Origin of the sequence: Limnothrix sp. FACHB-881 (assembly GCF_014698135.1) — a bacterium.
Lineage (GTDB): Bacteria > Cyanobacteriota > Cyanobacteriia > CACIAM-69d > CACIAM-69d > CACIAM-69d.
This window is the reverse complement of record NZ_JACJSN010000006.1, coordinates 172,580-187,536: the sequence shown is the minus strand read 5'-3', so window position 1 is coordinate 187,536 and position 14,957 is coordinate 172,580. Positions and strand designations below refer to the sequence as shown.

Annotated in this window: 15 protein-coding genes; 6 read left to right on the top strand and 9 right to left on the bottom strand. The window is 54.3% G+C overall.

Translation table 11 applies throughout. The features are described from left to right. Positions 1 to 91: 91 nt before the first annotated feature. Both H6G52_RS08130 and H6G52_RS08125 read right to left on the bottom strand, forming a co-directional pair. Positions 92 to 1,054: a glycosyltransferase family A protein gene (locus H6G52_RS08130; RefSeq protein ID WP_190527588.1), complete on the bottom strand. Its 963-nt coding sequence runs from the start codon at positions 1,052 to 1,054 to the stop codon at positions 92 to 94. Positions 1,055 to 1,382: 328 nt separating this feature from the next. Next, complete coding sequence (locus tag H6G52_RS08125; RefSeq protein WP_099532528.1) at positions 1,383 to 2,339, bottom strand: RNA polymerase sigma factor, RpoD/SigA family; 957 nt, start codon at positions 2,337 to 2,339, stop codon at positions 1,383 to 1,385. Between the two features lie 477 nt (positions 2,340 to 2,816). Here H6G52_RS08125 and glgA point away from each other — a divergent pair, with 477 nt between their 5' ends. The 4 genes from glgA to H6G52_RS08105 all read left to right on the top strand — a co-directional run bounded on the left by glgA (position 2,817) and on the right by H6G52_RS08105 (position 6,945). Next, positions 2,817 to 4,268, top strand: coding sequence for a glycogen synthase GlgA (gene glgA, locus H6G52_RS08120; protein WP_190527587.1), 1,452 nt, complete (start codon positions 2,817 to 2,819; stop codon positions 4,266 to 4,268). 335 nt (positions 4,269 to 4,603) lie between these two features. Next, positions 4,604 to 4,840, top strand: a complete 237-nt coding sequence (locus H6G52_RS08115) for a photosystem II protein, Psb35-related (protein ID WP_099532531.1) — start codon at positions 4,604 to 4,606, stop codon at positions 4,838 to 4,840. A 277-nt stretch (positions 4,841 to 5,117) separates the two neighbouring features. Next, positions 5,118 to 6,131: a hypothetical protein gene (locus H6G52_RS08110; RefSeq protein ID WP_199312261.1), complete on the top strand. Its 1,014-nt coding sequence runs from the start codon at positions 5,118 to 5,120 to the stop codon at positions 6,129 to 6,131. Positions 6,132 to 6,243: 112 nt separating this feature from the next. Further along, positions 6,244 to 6,945: a diacylglycerol/polyprenol kinase family protein gene (locus tag H6G52_RS08105; protein WP_190527585.1), complete on the top strand. Its 702-nt coding sequence runs from the start codon at positions 6,244 to 6,246 to the stop codon at positions 6,943 to 6,945. Positions 6,946 to 7,002: 57 nt separating this feature from the next. On the opposite strand, the gene H6G52_RS08100 is transcribed toward H6G52_RS08105, so the two are convergent. Then, positions 7,003 to 7,263, bottom strand: coding sequence for a Mo-dependent nitrogenase C-terminal domain-containing protein (locus tag H6G52_RS08100; RefSeq protein WP_190527583.1), 261 nt, complete (start codon positions 7,261 to 7,263; stop codon positions 7,003 to 7,005). 1,187 nt (positions 7,264 to 8,450) lie between these two features. Here H6G52_RS08100 and H6G52_RS08095 point away from each other — a divergent pair. Further along, positions 8,451 to 9,188: an HAD family hydrolase gene (locus tag H6G52_RS08095; RefSeq protein ID WP_099532534.1), complete on the top strand. Its 738-nt coding sequence runs from the start codon at positions 8,451 to 8,453 to the stop codon at positions 9,186 to 9,188. A gap of 34 nt (positions 9,189 to 9,222) precedes the next feature. Here H6G52_RS08095 and H6G52_RS08090 read toward each other — a convergent pair whose 3' ends face one another. The 5 genes from H6G52_RS08090 to H6G52_RS08070 form a co-directional block, all read right to left on the bottom strand. Then, positions 9,223 to 9,417: a hypothetical protein gene (locus H6G52_RS08090; RefSeq protein WP_099532535.1), complete on the bottom strand. Its 195-nt coding sequence runs from the start codon at positions 9,415 to 9,417 to the stop codon at positions 9,223 to 9,225. Between the two features lie 249 nt (positions 9,418 to 9,666). After that, positions 9,667 to 10,230, bottom strand: coding sequence for a peptide deformylase (gene def / locus H6G52_RS08085; protein ID WP_099532536.1), 564 nt, complete (start codon positions 10,228 to 10,230; stop codon positions 9,667 to 9,669). 140 nt (positions 10,231 to 10,370) lie between these two features. Then, complete coding sequence (locus H6G52_RS08080; RefSeq protein ID WP_099532537.1) at positions 10,371 to 10,727, bottom strand: hypothetical protein; 357 nt, start codon at positions 10,725 to 10,727, stop codon at positions 10,371 to 10,373. A gap of 166 nt (positions 10,728 to 10,893) precedes the next feature. After that, positions 10,894 to 11,334, bottom strand: a complete 441-nt coding sequence (locus H6G52_RS08075; protein ID WP_099532538.1) for an HHL1-like protein — start codon at positions 11,332 to 11,334, stop codon at positions 10,894 to 10,896. Positions 11,335 to 11,396: 62 nt separating this feature from the next. Then, the gene (locus H6G52_RS08070; RefSeq protein WP_242026267.1) at positions 11,397 to 12,587 is read right to left on the bottom strand and encodes an anhydro-N-acetylmuramic acid kinase; all 1,191 of its coding nucleotides are present in this window, start codon (positions 12,585 to 12,587) and stop codon (positions 11,397 to 11,399) included. Between the two features lie 162 nt (positions 12,588 to 12,749). On the opposite strand from H6G52_RS08070, the gene H6G52_RS08065 reads away from it, so the two are divergent. Further along, positions 12,750 to 13,553: a PD-(D/E)XK nuclease family protein gene (locus H6G52_RS08065; RefSeq protein ID WP_190355234.1), complete on the top strand. Its 804-nt coding sequence runs from the start codon at positions 12,750 to 12,752 to the stop codon at positions 13,551 to 13,553. On the opposite strand, the gene H6G52_RS08060 is transcribed toward H6G52_RS08065, so the two are convergent. Further along, positions 13,550 to 14,815, bottom strand: a complete 1,266-nt coding sequence (locus H6G52_RS08060) for a ferrochelatase (protein ID WP_242026278.1) — start codon at positions 14,813 to 14,815, stop codon at positions 13,550 to 13,552. The two genes, H6G52_RS08065 and H6G52_RS08060, sit on opposite strands and share 4 nt — an antisense overlap. Positions 14,816 to 14,957: the final 142 nt, after the last annotated feature.

The window sequence follows — 14,957 nt, the reverse complement described above, 5'->3', positions numbered from 1 at the left end:
TTAGCAGGCTCTGAAATTGGGGCTGAAATGGAGTGGCCCCAATCAAGAGCAATGCAATGGTATGAAAGCCTAGGAAGCAACGTTGAAGAGATTAAGCACTGACCGGGTTCAACACCTTGCGAGGTCGGTACTGCTCTCCTTTCAGTTGATTGCGCAGTTGATTCAATAGGCTATAGAAGGTGGGTAACTGTCCAGCGATCGAGAAAACAGCTTTTTGGGGAGTTGACAGGTAGTAATAAACCAATTCTTTAACCCGCTGTTGCATTCGCCAATCACCGCTCATAATTGCCTTGCTCATCATGGTTTTGCCCAGCTCCATGAAGATTGACTGGCTGATTTGATAGTGATCGCGGTGCTTCAAAAAGACCCGAAACTTAGCGGTTAAGCGCTGTTCGTTGGCATGGGCAGTGCGGGAGTAGCTGGCAGGATTGCTGCATCGATACAGGCTAGAAGGCACGGGATCGTAAGCCCAGGTTTGGCCATGAATGACCCGCAAAACCAATTCTAAATCCTCTGCACCGGATGCTTTTTCATCAAACCCACCAACGGCTTGCAGGTGCGATCGACGGGCGGCCAAACTCGACAGTTCCAAGATGCCATGCTTGCGATAAAGCTGGAAATAAGTGGCGTGATCTAGTTGCCCCGTTGGCTCTGAAAATGGGCCCGTATCGGACATGGAAACCACTCGATCGGCACTGATGGAATAGTGTTCAGCGGCGGCCAAATAAAGCACATCGTCCGAGTTGCCAACTAAGTCTTGAATGCGCTCTAAGTGGTTTGGCTTCCACCAATCATCGGCATCTAAAAAAGAAACCCAATCACCAGTGGCGGCGGCAATTCCTGCATTTCTGGCTCCTCCGGGGCCCAGATTGGGTGTGCGCAAAATTTTGGTTGGCACTGGGCTGCGACGGAGGCACTCGATCGAACGATCGGTAGAACCATCATCAACCACAATGACTTCGCTAGCTGGAATGGTTTGTTCGGCAATGCTTTGCAAAGCCTGATTGATCCATTGTTCGGCGTTATAGCAGGGGATAACAACTGAGAATTTCATGAAGAGTCACCAAATGAAGACGTAGAAGAACATTTGGTTAAGTACCGCTTGATCCCAATCATAGATTTTGAGACCTTTTTCGCCTAGTCTCTTCATCAACACTTCATAATGGCGATTTGGATTGTGAAAAACTCATGAAGATTTTATATTTTCTCCGGATTTCGCTCCACGCCAAGTCCCCCGAGGCCGTCGATCGCCCCGTTCCCTATAAAGCCAAAAAATACGCCGGATCAACTTGACCCAGCGTACTATAGTAATATAAATGGTCGATTAAGAGACGAACTCAAGTTCAGCAACAGAAGTTCAGCAACAAATGAGAACCAAATCCTTAACTGGCTAGGTATTCACGGATGTCTGCCTTGTGTTTGCGGAGCTTGGTGAGAGCTTCGCGTTCAATTTGGCGGACGCGCTCGCGGCTAATTTGCAGGCGATCACCAATTTTGGCCAACGTGAGTGCCTGACCGTCACTTAACCCAAAGCGCAGAGAAAGCACTTCCCGCTGTTGGGGGGTCAAGTCGGCCATGATGGTTTCAATGTCGCCGCGCAGGGAAGACTGGGTGGCGAATTCCTCCGGGGAGGGCCCTTCGTCTTCAAGCAGCTCACCAAGTTCCGTGTCTTGGTTGTCGCCCACTCGCAAATCCAACGATAGGGGCTGGCGGGCCCGTTCCAGGTAATCCCGGATTTGCTTGGGAGAGAGGCCAATTTCGTCGCCCAACTCGGCGATGGTGGCGCTGCGGCCCAGTTGTTGCGACAGGGTGCGCTGGGCTTTTTTGATTTTGTTCAGTTTCTCGGTGATGTGGATCGGGAGGCGGATGGTGCGCCCCTTTTCCGCGATCGCCCGAGTGATGGCCTGACGGATCCACCAATAGGCATAGGTACTGAACCGATAGCCCTTGGTGGGGTCAAACTTCTCAACGCCGCGCTGCATCCCGATCGTGCCCTCTTGGATCAGATCCAGAAGGTCCACATTTCGCTTGATGTATTTCTTGGCAACGGACACCACGAGGCGCAGGTTTGCTTCCACCATTTTGCGTTTGGCGCGATCGCCCTCGCGAATGGCGGCTTTCAGCTCATCTAGGCTCAAGCCGATTGCCGCTGCCCATTCCGCCAAGCCGGGTTCATAGCCCAGGCGCAGGGTCAGCTTGTCTTTTTCCTCTTGCAGAACGTTGAGGCGTTGTACCTGCTTGCCCAAGACGATTTCTTGCTCGTGGGTGAGCAGGGGAACGCGACCAATTTCACGAAGGTAGGCGCGAACGAGATCCGTAGCTGTGGGGTCTTTTTTCATGGCAGTTCGGCTCCGCGAACGACCGCTGGGCAACTGAGGAAACTCTATAGTAACGAATTTTGAAGTCGTTTTGCAGTTTTGACGGCAAATTAGTAAAGAAATATCAAAACTCGAAATCATTGCGTTCTCTAATTTTAGGATACCCACCTTTGGCGAGGTGGTCTGCATCTTGAATCACAAAATCCTGAATTGCCCGTCATTGTGCGGCTGGCCAGGGTTTGAAAAAACCAGGGCGATCGGGGAAACCAGCGGCTGAGATCGGGCAAAAATGTGCTGATTTTCGCAATAAGCAAGATGGATGGGCGCACAAAACCCGGTTTGCAAAATTCGTGACTGCCTGATGGGGCCCCACGGGGCGATCGGCTTCAGGGGATCGGTGGGGATCGGCAGCAATAAGCACTCCCAAAACACCGAACCGCTGGTAAAACAGTTACAGCCCTGCATAGCATCTGATCTCTATATAGAAGCGATCGCCCCATGAGAATCCTGTTTGTTTCCGCTGAAGTAGCTCCCCTGGCCAAGGTGGGTGGCATGGGCGATGTGGTTGGTGCGTTGCCCAAGGTGTTGCGGGCCATGGGCCACGACGTGCGGATCTTTATGCCGTTCTATGGCTTCATCGCTGACAAGTTAGTGGACGCGCCCAAGGAGCCAATTTGGTGGAGCGATGCCATGTTTCAGCGGTTTGCCGTCTATGAAACAACCCTGCCGGGAACCGATGTTCCCCTATACCTAATGGGGCATCCGGCATTTTGGCCGCGGCGCATTTATGCCGGTGATGACGAGGATTGGCGGTTTACCCTGTTTGCCAATGCCGCCTCGGAATTCGCCTGGAACTATTGGAAACCTCAGATTATTCACTGCCACGATTGGCACACGGGCATGATTCCGGTTTGGATGCACCAATCGCCGGACATCTCGACGGTCTTTACGATTCACAACCTGGCTTACCAAGGGCCTTGGCGCTGGAAATTGGAGCAAATGACCTGGTGTCCTTGGTATATGCAGGGCCACAACACCTTGGCGGCGGCGGTGCAATATGCCGATCGGGTCACCACGGTGTCGCCCACCTATGCCCACCAAATCCAAACCCCCACCTATGGCGAGCAGTTGGAGGGGTTGATGTCTTGGATTAGCGGCAAGCTGTCGGGAATTGTGAATGGGATTGACACGGAGGTTTACGACCCAGCCACCGATCGTGCTTTGGTCAAACCGTTCACGGCCGAGACGATCGAGAATCGCCGGTTGAACAAGGTGGCCCTGCAAGAGGAGATGGGCTTAGAGATCAATGCCAACACGTTCCTGGTGGGGATGGTGTCGCGGTTGGTGGAACAAAAAGGGGTGGATCTGATCATGCAAACGATCGATCGCTTCTTGGCCTACACCGATTCGCAGTTTGTGCTGCTGGGAACGGGCGATCGCTACTATGAAACCCAGATGTGGGAATTGGCGGCCCGTCATCCTGGCCGCGTTTCAGTCTTTTTGCTATACAACGATGCCCTTTCCCGCCGGATTTATGCCGGGTGCGATGCGTTCCTGATGCCGTCGCGGTTTGAACCTTGCGGAATCAGTCAAATGCTGGCCATGCGCTATGGTTGCATCCCGATCGTGCGGCGGACTGGCGGCCTGGTGGACACGGTGCAACATAACGATCCCGTGGGCCAAGCGGGCACGGGCTATTGTTTCGATCGCTATGAACCGCTGGATTTGTTTACCTGCATGGTGCGGGCTTCGGAAGCCTTCCGGTTCAAGGCGGAATGGCTCAAGTTGCAGCAGCGGGCCATGGGCCAAGATTTCAGTTGGGAAAAATCCGCGATCGAATATGTGAAGCTTTACGGCAACCTGCTGGGAATCCCCGAATCGGAACTGGGGATCCTAACGCCCGTGGCGGAACCGGCCGCCCACGATCGCCTGGAGGCGGCCTTGTCCTAGGGGCTGATTCCGCTTCCCAAGCTTGCAATGTTCTTTAACAATTTGAGCCAGATTCTCAGAATCCGGGCTTTTGTTCCTCAGCGATCGGCCATGGCCGATCGCTTTTTGATGGGCTGCCTTGGGTGGCTCGGGGCAAAAAACCGGACTTTGGAGGGATCAAACCCGGCCATTAGCGTCACCAGAAACCCTTGAACGGGCGGGATTAGCTGACTTTGGGCATGGTAAGGCAACGCGAGGAAAACCGTCCCAAGGGATTTGCTTGACAGATCGTAAACATGTTGTTACATTTATTTACATAAGGCAACAAAGCGTTGCGATCACCCCGAGAGGTTGTCATGGTTTTACTCATCGCACTGTTCGCGATCGGCTGGCTCGCAGCCGTCGTCCTCGGAACCCAAGCCTATTTCCTGGGCGAGCAGACCAAACCGATCCACTCGCGCAACTGGAATTCTCAAGAATTTGAAACCCTGGCCCAAGCGATCACGGGTTCCTCGATCGATTACGGCAAGCGCCGCCCCGCCTATGCCTACGCCATGGATGCGTATACCAGCAAGCAGGTGACCCAGCAGTAGGGGCAGGTTTTGAACTGCAAAAGCCTTTAGCTGAATTTCAGCCGCGTTAATCGTCTCATTTCTTTTCTCCTCTCTCGACGGCTTCAGTCTTTGTGCTGAGCCGTCGTTTTGCTGTTTTGCTGTTTTTAATCCTTGGGCGATCGGGAAGCGATCGGGCGGTGGGGCGATCAGGACTCGTCTGGCCGCAATAGCCGGCCATCGGTCATCACCAATTTCCGCCATTGCTGACCATCCCGAAAGTTTTGTAGAGTCATGATGGTTGATTGATGTGGTTGCTATGGTTTCTCATCGGTTGTTGGCAGACTCTTTGGCTCCCGTTTGGTCTCAATCGCGATCGGTGGCCCTCCGGCGTTTCACTGTGCTGGCTTTGGCGATCGCCCTGGGGGGTGGTTTGGCGGCCTGCGGTGGTTCCGCCAACAATGCCAACAATGCCAACAGCTCGACGAACAATGGCATCGTCAACCAAAGGGCCGCTGCGCCTGCGGTGGCGGGTAACTATCCTGTGCAACAGGCCAGCTACAACAACAGCACCGGGGAATATACCCTCATGTTGCTGAATGCGCCGCCGGGGATGAGTCCCTACCGGATCAGCAACTTGCAAATGGCTCAGATTCCGGAAGCTGAAGCCAAAGCGGGCAAAACCAGCTATCTGGCCGTCAGCAGCCCCACGAGTTCTCCGGTGTTGCATCTGCTGCCCACTTTCAAAATTGAAATGTTGAGCGGTGAACCGACCCAAGTGCAACAGGCGGGACTGCAACCCACCTACTGGCAACCGATGCAGCGCGGTGGGGAGTTGGAAATTGACCTCGATTTTTATCAGCCCTACTACTACGTGCCGCCGCCCTATCGATCGGGATCGGTGCTGACGGGATTTGGCGGCTATGGCGGAACCTATGAACAGGCCGCCGGGCAATACCAACAGCGCTACAACGCTCCCCCAGCGCCCGTGCAAAATCGCAACTTCCGCACCACCCAAAATTTGCGACCTTCGCCAGCAAACAGCCCCACCCGCAGCCCTAGCCCCAGCCCCACTTCCCGATCGAGTGGCTTTGGTTCCAACACCAGTGGTTCATCTCCGGCCGCCACGCCCAGCACAACCCCTGACTCCACCACAACCGCCACGCCGTCCAGCGCCACCCGTTCCCCAAGCCGCGATCGCAGCCGATCGACCGGGGCCGGCTTTGGCAGCAGCACCTTTCGATCGTCCGGTTCTTCCGCGCGGGAGCGATCGCGTAGCTCGGGATCTTCCAGTCGGCGCAGTGGTTTTGGCAGCAGCGGCCGTCGCCGCTAGCTGAGTTGAGAGCGAAGCTGACCGGGCGTTAATTCGCAGCTCCCAGTCGGGGAAATCGGGAGCGCCGCAATCCAGGCTAGAGTGGATCGGGTTCGGCTGCGTTGCAACTCCCATGTCTTTTCTTGATCCTCACCTCAACCTCACACCCTCTTTGCTGGGGTCGATCGCCCTAGTGGCCGCCTGGTTGGGAGTCACCATCTTCACCGCCGAATGGCTCTATCGCCGCCAGGTTGCGGGGCCCGAAGTGGGGCGCAAAGTGGTACATATCAGCACCGGCCATGTGTTGCTCTTGGCCTGGTGGTTGCAAATTCCGGCCTGGGTGGGGATCACGGCTTCTCTGTTGGCCGCCTTGGGGGCCTGGCTGTCCTATCACCTGCCCCTGCTCCCCAGCGTGAACGGCGTGGGTCGCCGGAGTTTGGGCACGCTGTTTTATGCCATCAGCATTGGTCTTGTCATTGCCCTTTGCTGGCCGGCCGATCGCCCCCAATATGCAGCGCTGGGCATTTTGGTCATGGCCTGGGGTGATGGGTTGGCGGCCTTGGTGGGGCAGCGGTTTGGCCGCCATCCATATCAATTGGGCGGCATCACCAAAAGTTGGGAAGGCAGTGCCACCATGGCCATCGTTAGTTTTCTGGTGGCCGCCAGTATTTTGTTTAGCACCCAAGGGTTCAGTTGGCCGGCTGGGGCGATCGCCCTGGGAATTGCCGGGTTGGCAACGGGGTTGGAAGCCTTCTCCAAGTGGGGAATCGACAACCTCACCGTGCCCATTGCGAGCAGCGTGATTGCCCTGTTGGGCGATCGGCTATGGCTTTGATTGTTGGCTAGTTGGTGCGCTGGTTAGTTGGTGAACCGTTGATTAGCCCAGCGTTGGTTAACCCAAAGCCAGCAGATCTATGCCGCATTGGTCAACCAAATAGCAAGTGGCGCGGAATCGCAGCCCCATCAACTGTTCATAGAGCGGATTCAGCTTGCACAGGGGCGGAATCCGAAACAACAAGCGCCCAAACAACTTCACGTCCCGAGCGAAGGGGCATTGGCTGGGGATGAGGCGATAGATCAAAAGGGCCATTTCCCGATCGCGGATTTCAATGCGATCGATGCTGTCACGAAGGAATTGGAGAAGTTGGAACATCTGGAAAGTTGAAGAAAGCTAACAAGTGACGCTGAAGCGTCGTGATTGCAGAGGGGGCACACCGAGTTTGGATGCCGCAGCCACCGACCAAAATTGATGAATGGGGGTAGCCGTTTTGGAAAAACCGTTCAAGTCAGGTTGAGCAATGCTTCAGAGACTCAGATGATGTCTCAACAGGTACAGCGGACAAGCTGCAAACCAAGATCCTGTTTGGCTGGGCACAAAAACAACCGATTTGTTGCGAAAACCGATGAAGCTTTGGGGTAATTTCGCTTCGTGCGATCGAGATTTGACGTGAGAGCAGGCCATACTTCAAGGCTCATTGCAAGATACACTCCCCTTGCCTCGATTTCAGCTTAAAAAGTCTAAGCCAGACCCAGTTAAAGAAACGTATAAAATTTGCCGTTTTTGCGTAAAGACTTGGTGAAGTGGGGGTCTAAAAGCGTGACTTTTGGGGGGTTGCCCTGGAACTTGTTAAGGGCAACTTCATATTAGCATTATTTCTGAAATGTTTCGTAACAGTCCCGATCGTGGCTCAAATGACCATCGGCCGCTTGATCGGGGCTGAGCCCCAAATTCAGGGGATCACGTCGTAGGAGCATCCCCTCGATCGATCATGGCCAAACGCGCAATATTTGACCGTTTAGGGCTGGCTCCGCAGGCACATTTGGGCAAATCAGCGCCAGACTCTGGGGGAGTTACTGCCAAATTGCCGCTTCATTGAGCGCGAATTTGTGCCAAATTTTGAACCGGTTTTGCTAACTCGAACTCGATATGAATTTTAGTGGTGAATGGTCATCGTGAATTTTGAGCGTCCGTGACCGCCGTGAATCGTGCCGCTGCGTTAGGTCAATGGGGAATGGCTGCGCGTGATTGCAGTGACGATCGGCAAGGGCGATCGACAGTAATGATCGGGAACCAACGCCAGTCTGTGGCACAGAAATGCTGTCGGGAACTGCTTAAAAATTAGGGTTATTGAGAATGAAAATAAGCAATCTTGGATCAAGCCATTGAATATTTCGATGAACGATCGGTGATTATAACGACCCTTTCAATTGACGAATGGGGTGAATTGTCATTAGATAGATTTCATTACAACTCTTAACAAACCTAAGAGCGAGCCAAGGCAATCAGTTTGCAAATTGATTGCGAAATTCGCTTGCCCATCATCAGGTCACTAGTGGCATATGAGACTGATTACGGATTTCGACGGCCCGATCGCGGATGTTTCAGAGCGGTATTACCAGGTCTATCAATACTGTTTGCGGGAAATTGCTCGATCGGGTCAGGAAATCCACCGTTTGTCCAAGCGGGAATTTTGGAACCTGAAACGGGCCCAAGTCAAAGAGGCTGAAATTGGTGTGCGATCGGGTTTGGATGGAACCCAAGCGGATCAATTTGCCCAACTGCGGCGGGACACGGTTCACCGCATGGAATATATGTCTCTGGATCAACCGGTTCCCGGTGCAATCCAAGCACTGGAGCGGGCCCAAGACATGGGCTGGGAGCTGGTGGTAATGACGATGCGCCGAGTGCGGGAATTGGATGAAGCGCTGGAGCGGTGTGGATTGGCTCGGTTCTTCACACCCGATCGCCGCTATTGCCTGCCGAATGACTATGTGAAAACCCGCGACGTGGAAGACAAGCCCAAACTCATGGCCAAAGCCATGGGCGAGTTGCCGCCCGCTGCCCTGACCTGGATGGTGGGAGATACGGAGGCGGATATTGCAGCGGCTCGATCGGCTCAAATCCCGATCGTGGGTGTGCTCAGCGGAATTCGCGATCGGGATCGCCTGGAAGGGTATGAACCCGACGCGATCGCCCCGAATCTGGCCGGAGCGATCGACTACATGATTGCGAAAACGAACCGAGCCACCAAAACAACGCTGCCGCGCGAAGGTAGCCTGCCGAGAACTGGCTCCTAGGGGCTAGGGTTGCGGGCGATGGGACAGGCTAGCCCTAATCCTGCTGGGCGTTTTTGATGGCCCCAAAGAAACTGGCGATCGTGACAGGGATACTCAAGCCCAGAATGGTTCCCGTGGTGACGGTTCCCAACTCCGGTTCGCCGGACGTGAGTTCAAATACACAGCCCACCGCTGCGATCGCGGCAACGCAGGCGATCGCCAAAAATAAGCCACTCTTAGGAGTCAGCATGGGTTTTGATTTGCTCCGAATTTTTGCTGAATTTTTGCTGAAAAATCTGGGCCGGCATTGGCCTGAACTGGCTTGAGATCGCCTTCTTGAAATGGCTTTCTTGAAATGGCTTTCTTGAAACTGCTTTCTTGAAATGGCCTGGCTGATATCCTCTCGATCCCGCAGGTTTGGGGATTTCGGCCCTAACCCAGCAACTTCGGTTGCTGGGCTAGGCCACGGTGTGAAATCGGTTGGCGCAGCTCCTCCGCATTAGCGCACAGGACGCACATCGCCATAGACAAAGCCTTTTTCCTTGAGGGCTGTGGTCAAGGCCAGCTCGTTTTCGACCCGATCGACAAACATCACCCCATTCAGGTGGTCCATTTCGTGCTGAATGGCGCGGGCCAGAAGCCCATCGGCCTTGAGGGTGCGAGGGCGGCCCGTTTCATCTTTGTAGGCCACTTCAATTTGGGTGGGGCGCTCCACATCCAAATAGACTCCCGGGATGCTGAGGCAACCTTCTTGGTCGCATTCCAGGGGGCCGCCTGCGGACTTCACCACGGGGTTAATCAAAATTAGGGGTTCCACATCGGCCTTGTCTGGCTCGATGTCAATCACAATAATTTGCTTGTCGATCGCCACTTGGGGAGCCGCAAGGCCAATGCCGTCAGCGCTGTACATGGTTTTCAGCATGTCTTCAGCGATTTTGCGCACTTCAGCATCCACTTTGGCCACGCGCTTGGCCGGACGACGCAGCACCCGATCGCCCAGGGTGTGGATCTCAAGGGGCGGATTCTTTAGCTTTTTCTTCTCAACCAATACTTTCGCGGTCATGGGTGGGGCGGTCTTTGGCGGTTACCTTTCTGCCTTCCCATCCTATCGAAAGATTGGTTTTTTCCGTGGACTGGTGCTCAGGGTTGCGGCCGGCTGGCAGCAACGCCCGAGTCGCAACCCATTTATACCCAAGCAGCCACCTAAGCAGCGGCCGGCGGATCAAAGCGGCCGCGACCACAACAGGGTTCAATGCCCATCCGATCGAGCAGTAGCTCACTCACCGCATTGGCGATCGCAAATTCACTGAAAAAGCTCTTGGAAAAGTCAAACCCCTGCATTTCCGTCAAAATCGCGATCGCAATGCCATCAATATCATCCTCGCCTTCCATGCGTTGACGAATATAGGCATTGGCGGCTACGCGGGCAATTTGGCTGTTCACGGCCTCGGGAATATATTCCGAGTCGAGGAGGTTTGCGAGGGACTGCTCCAGCCATTGGCGTTCGCGATCCAAATCTTCAACGGGGGCCAAAATGACGGGCGGAACGGGTTGGGCCATGCCGATCGCTCTCCTGGTGAAAGAGTCCAATGCTTCTGTAGGCCACCATCTTAGCCAAATTGCGTTGATGGTCGATCCTGGGGGCAATCCCAGTGGTGGTCACTGCCCGATCGCCCCAGGTCGTGAGGCCGGTTTGAACCTGTGCCATAGGCTAGGAAATGAGGATCTAGGAGCGGCGGGCCGTGAACCGACTGACCAAACTGCCCAGACCTTCCCGCACTTGGTCGATCGCCCCTTGGAGTGGCCCAGGCAAAACCGATGTGGGTTGAACCGCAAGGGTAATCGGATCGTCCTTGTAGGCCTTAATCCGATAGCCATATTCCAAATTGCCCTGCTGTTTTTTCAGACGCGGAAAAAGACGGAACGCCCCTTGGCGCAGGTCATTTTCATTGGCAAAGATGGCCTGGTTAATTTGATTACTGCGGTTCACCGCCAAGGCCCCAACCGGGTACCAGGGTTTCTGGTCTTTGACCCGCACGTAAACTTCAAATTCCGGCATTCCCTTCGATCGCATCTCATCAAGCTGACTGGCGGCGGCGGCGCGGCGATCGTTCGATTTTGCTTTGGGTTGGGCTTTGGGCTTGCCGAATCCGGTGGGGGTTGCCAAGGGTGGGGCCTCCAGGGGAAAACTCAGATTTGAAATGTTTTGTTACGAACCTGCCATCGAGTTTACCCTGCGCTGGGGGCGGGCCACACCTCGCCGAGGGGTACGGATTGCCGTGCTCCCGTGGCGGCGGGCAGGTTGCCGGGGCGATCGAGCAGTCGCCAGTAGCCCAAAACCGCAAAGGCGATCGCCTCCTTGCTGCTGGCACAGAGTCCCCATTGATCCGTGGTTTCCAGCGGGATTGATCCCAAATGCTGTTGCAAACGGGCCCAGAGGGTGCGATTGCGGCTGCCGCCCCCACAGACCAAGACCCGATCGGGCAGTTGGGGCAAGTGGTTGCGGTAACTGTCGGCAATGGAACGGGCCGTCAGTTCCGTGAGGCTGGCTAACCAATCGGCATCGGACAGACCCAGGGCGATCGCCGCTTGGCGACTGCGGGCCAACCAGTCCGGGCCAAAGTGCTCGCGTCCCGTGGACTTGGGTGGCTCCTGACTAAAGAAGGGATCCGCCAGCCACTGGGCCACCAGGGAATCTGAAATTTGCCCTTGGGCCGCCCAGGCTCCATCGCGATCGAAGGTTTGGGCCCCGTCCGTCAGGTGTTGCACCGCCAAATCTACCAACACATTGCCCGGCCCCGTGTCCCAACCCCAGACGGCCCCCTCCCACGCCGTCAAATTGGCAAACCCCCGCCGAGCCGGGAGATAGGTCACATTGCCAATGCCGCCAATATTTTGCACACAGCGACATTCCTGCTCATCCCCCAACAGGTAAGCATCCACCCGAGGCACTAACGGCGCACCCTGGCCCCCCATGGCCAAGTCGCCCACCCGAAAGTTGCTGACGGTGGTGATGCCGCTCCAGTGGGCGATCGCGCTGCCGCGACCCAACTGCAAGCTGTAGCCCAAGGGTTGTTCGTCGGCCGTTTGGGGTGGGCGATGGAACACCGTTTGTCCGTGGGAACCGATGAAGCGAATGGGTTGTGAGTCCGGTTGGGCCGTTTGGATTGTTTTGGCGGCCGCCGCAAATTCCCGGGCGATCGCGTCGTCCAACTGAGCCATGGCCGCCATGGACAGGGATTCACCGGCACAAACCGCCAAAATTTGTGATCGCAAGGCCGCTGGATAGTCAAAGGTTTCGGAACGGAGCAACTTCACCTCCAAGTCCGTTTCCGTCCCCGACAGTTCCACCAATGCCGCATCGATTCCATCAACGGAGGTGCCGCTCATTAACCCGATCGCTCGCATTCCCATGGCCATTTTGGAGGTCTTAAAATTGAAGCTATGCCTTAAATCTAAGCAAATCTAACCGAAATTAAGCATCGGCTCCCAATTCTTTTTAGTCTATAGATTCTGCGGTAGATCCTGTGATAGATCCTGCGGTCAAAAATTCCCGGTTTTTCTGAAGCCCTCTGAAGCCAAATGTCCTATCGACTCTCACCGGCCAAATTAACCACCTACCAAACCTGTCCCGCTCGATATCAATTTCGCTATGAATATAAAATTCCGACGGCGGGTTTTGGAGGCGCGGCCCTGGGGCGATCGCTCCATGGAGCACTCACGCGAATTTACCGCGATTGGGACTATAGCTATCCTCAAAAACCAGGACTCAGTTGGATTGATGCTTGCTGGACTCAGGAAACCGCTGGCCTCACGGAGCGCCAAATTGCTGAGGGCTACGATATTTTGGTGCGCTATTTCCATCACTGGATTGAACCGAGCGATCGCTTCCTCAAACCCCTGGCCACGGAGGCAAAAATTCAAGGTCGATTACAAATCAATGATTTGGAATTTGCCCTCACGGGTCGGCTCGATCGCCTCGATTGGTTTGATTTAGATTCCCTTGAGCTAATTGAGTACAAAACCTCGCGGCAATTTGTGGAGCCAGATTTCGATCAGCTCACAATGCAAGTGGGCCTCTACGCGATCGCCATCAATCAACAATGGGAACGAGAGTTGAAATACATCAACCTCATTTTTTTGCGGCCCGGAGAATCGGTGCGAATTCCCGTCACCGAAGAACGGCTAATCGCAGCCCAGGCGGTGATTGCAGACTTGGCCCAGCGATTACGAACCGATCGTGCCTGGGAACCCAATCCCGGAACCCATTGTGATCAGTGTCATTACAAACAATATTGCCCAGCCCAAACCACCAGCCCCGAGCCAATTCCAACACCAAATCATCCCGCTTCAATTCTGCAACTGTCGCTGAATTTGAAACCTTAATGACGGGAATGTTGATGATGAGCGTGATCATGGGAATGGCCATGATGATGGCTGTGGTTGCCACCATGATCATGACTGTGATTGTCCCCATAATCATGACCGTGATCATGACCGTGATCATGGCTATGGCTTTGGTGGTGATGATGCTCGGAATCGAGGCTGGAGCGATCGAACCCGGCGAAATGAATCACAGCGCTGGTTTCTGCCAATAAATCCGTAATTAGAGGATCGACCCAATCCGCTGCCATGGTCAAAAACTCAGGGTGATCATTCACGCAGGGTAATTGTTGATAAATCACCTCAGGATATTGACGCTGGAGCGCTAGGAAAATATGGTCCACATCCAGCAATGTTTCATGGTTTTCGGTAGCAAACCCGATCGGGGCCATCAAAATTGCCTTGGCTCCCAGTTCAATTAAATTGCGAGCAGCCAATTGAGCATTGGGCTGTGTCCAATCGATCATGGGCGTATCGTGATTGAGCCAGCCGATCGAAATCAGGGGATAGCGAGTGATCAGCTCCCGACGCACCGATTCATACAGGGCTTGGCTTTCGGAAATTCCTGACACAAATCCCTTGGCTTCATGGGGACAACCATGATTTAGCAGCACAATCCCAATTTGCGATGGCAAAAAGTGCGATCGCCAGTCCCGATCAATTTTTTCGCTCACCAACTTTGCCAGCAGTTGAATATAGCTAGCCTGGTCATAAAACGACGGGAGATAGCGCATCGATCGCACCCAATGGGTGTCGCCATCGGTTAACTGACTCAAGGCCCGGTTCACCTGCTCAATGGCAATCCCACTGGTGAAAATAGAGTCCACTACCAGCAAGGGATAAATCAGTAACTTGCTAAATCCCCGATCGCGAATTTCTGCCAAAACTTGCTCGGGCAAATGGGGACGACAAAAGTTAAACGCCTTAAACACCGAGACTCGATCGCCCCAACGTTGCTGGAGTGCTTGCTCAATGCCCGATCGTTGGCGCTCAAAAATTGCATTGTGGGGAGAAATAAATTGACCATGTTGGTGACTCCACTCATGCAAATCAAAGGCCGCCAATAATTTCGCCAGGGGTGGATAAACCCACTGGGGAACTGGAGCAAACTTGGCCGTCAACAGGTTCAAAGCCTGTTCGTTGTAATTGGCAAAATCCGCATAGGATTCCACTTCGCCATAGCCCATCAGCAAAACGGCTACCCGATCGTCGCCGGGCCCGATTTCGACTTCTGATGGGTCGATCGCGCTGATTTGGGTTGCCATCAGGGGGGATTGACCTTCAGCCTTTTGGGAAGACGCAGCCACAACAAATGCCTCGTGGGGGGATTCATTTCTATTATGAAAGCGGAATCAGATTTCAGTTGGTCAATCGGAACCAGTTGAGGGAAATTCTTGAGAAGAAGAC

Excerpts from the sequence above, each read along its gene's own strand:
- H6G52_RS08130 (WP_190527588.1), bottom strand. The coding sequence starts at position 1,054 with ATGAAATTCTCAGTTGTTATCCCCTGCTATAACGCCGAACAATGGATC.
- H6G52_RS08090 (WP_099532535.1), bottom strand. The coding sequence starts at position 9,417 with ATGCTGACTCCTAAGAGTGGCTTATTTTTGGCGATCGCCTGCGTTGCC.
- H6G52_RS08095 (WP_099532534.1), top strand. The coding sequence starts at position 8,451 with ATGAGACTGATTACGGATTTCGACGGCCCGATCGCGGATGTTTCAGAG.
- H6G52_RS08105 (WP_190527585.1), top strand. The coding sequence starts at position 6,244 with ATGTCTTTTCTTGATCCTCACCTCAACCTCACACCCTCTTTGCTGGGG.
- glgA (WP_190527587.1), top strand. The coding sequence starts at position 2,817 with ATGAGAATCCTGTTTGTTTCCGCTGAAGTAGCTCCCCTGGCCAAGGTG.
- def (WP_099532536.1), bottom strand. The coding sequence starts at position 10,230 with ATGACCGCGAAAGTATTGGTTGAGAAGAAAAAGCTAAAGAATCCGCCC.
- H6G52_RS08065 (WP_190355234.1), top strand. The coding sequence starts at position 12,750 with ATGTCCTATCGACTCTCACCGGCCAAATTAACCACCTACCAAACCTGT.
- H6G52_RS08125 (WP_099532528.1), bottom strand. The coding sequence starts at position 2,339 with ATGAAAAAAGACCCCACAGCTACGGATCTCGTTCGCGCCTACCTTCGT.
- H6G52_RS08110 (WP_199312261.1), top strand. The coding sequence starts at position 5,118 with ATGGTTTCTCATCGGTTGTTGGCAGACTCTTTGGCTCCCGTTTGGTCT.
- H6G52_RS08100 (WP_190527583.1), bottom strand. The coding sequence starts at position 7,263 with ATGTTCCAACTTCTCCAATTCCTTCGTGACAGCATCGATCGCATTGAA.
- H6G52_RS08080 (WP_099532537.1), bottom strand. The coding sequence starts at position 10,727 with ATGGCCCAACCCGTTCCGCCCGTCATTTTGGCCCCCGTTGAAGATTTG.
- H6G52_RS08070 (WP_242026267.1), bottom strand. The coding sequence starts at position 12,587 with ATGGCCATGGGAATGCGAGCGATCGGGTTAATGAGCGGCACCTCCGTT.
- H6G52_RS08060 (WP_242026278.1), bottom strand. The coding sequence starts at position 14,815 with ATGGCAACCCAAATCAGCGCGATCGACCCATCAGAAGTCGAAATCGGG.
- H6G52_RS08115 (WP_099532531.1), top strand. The coding sequence starts at position 4,604 with ATGGTTTTACTCATCGCACTGTTCGCGATCGGCTGGCTCGCAGCCGTC.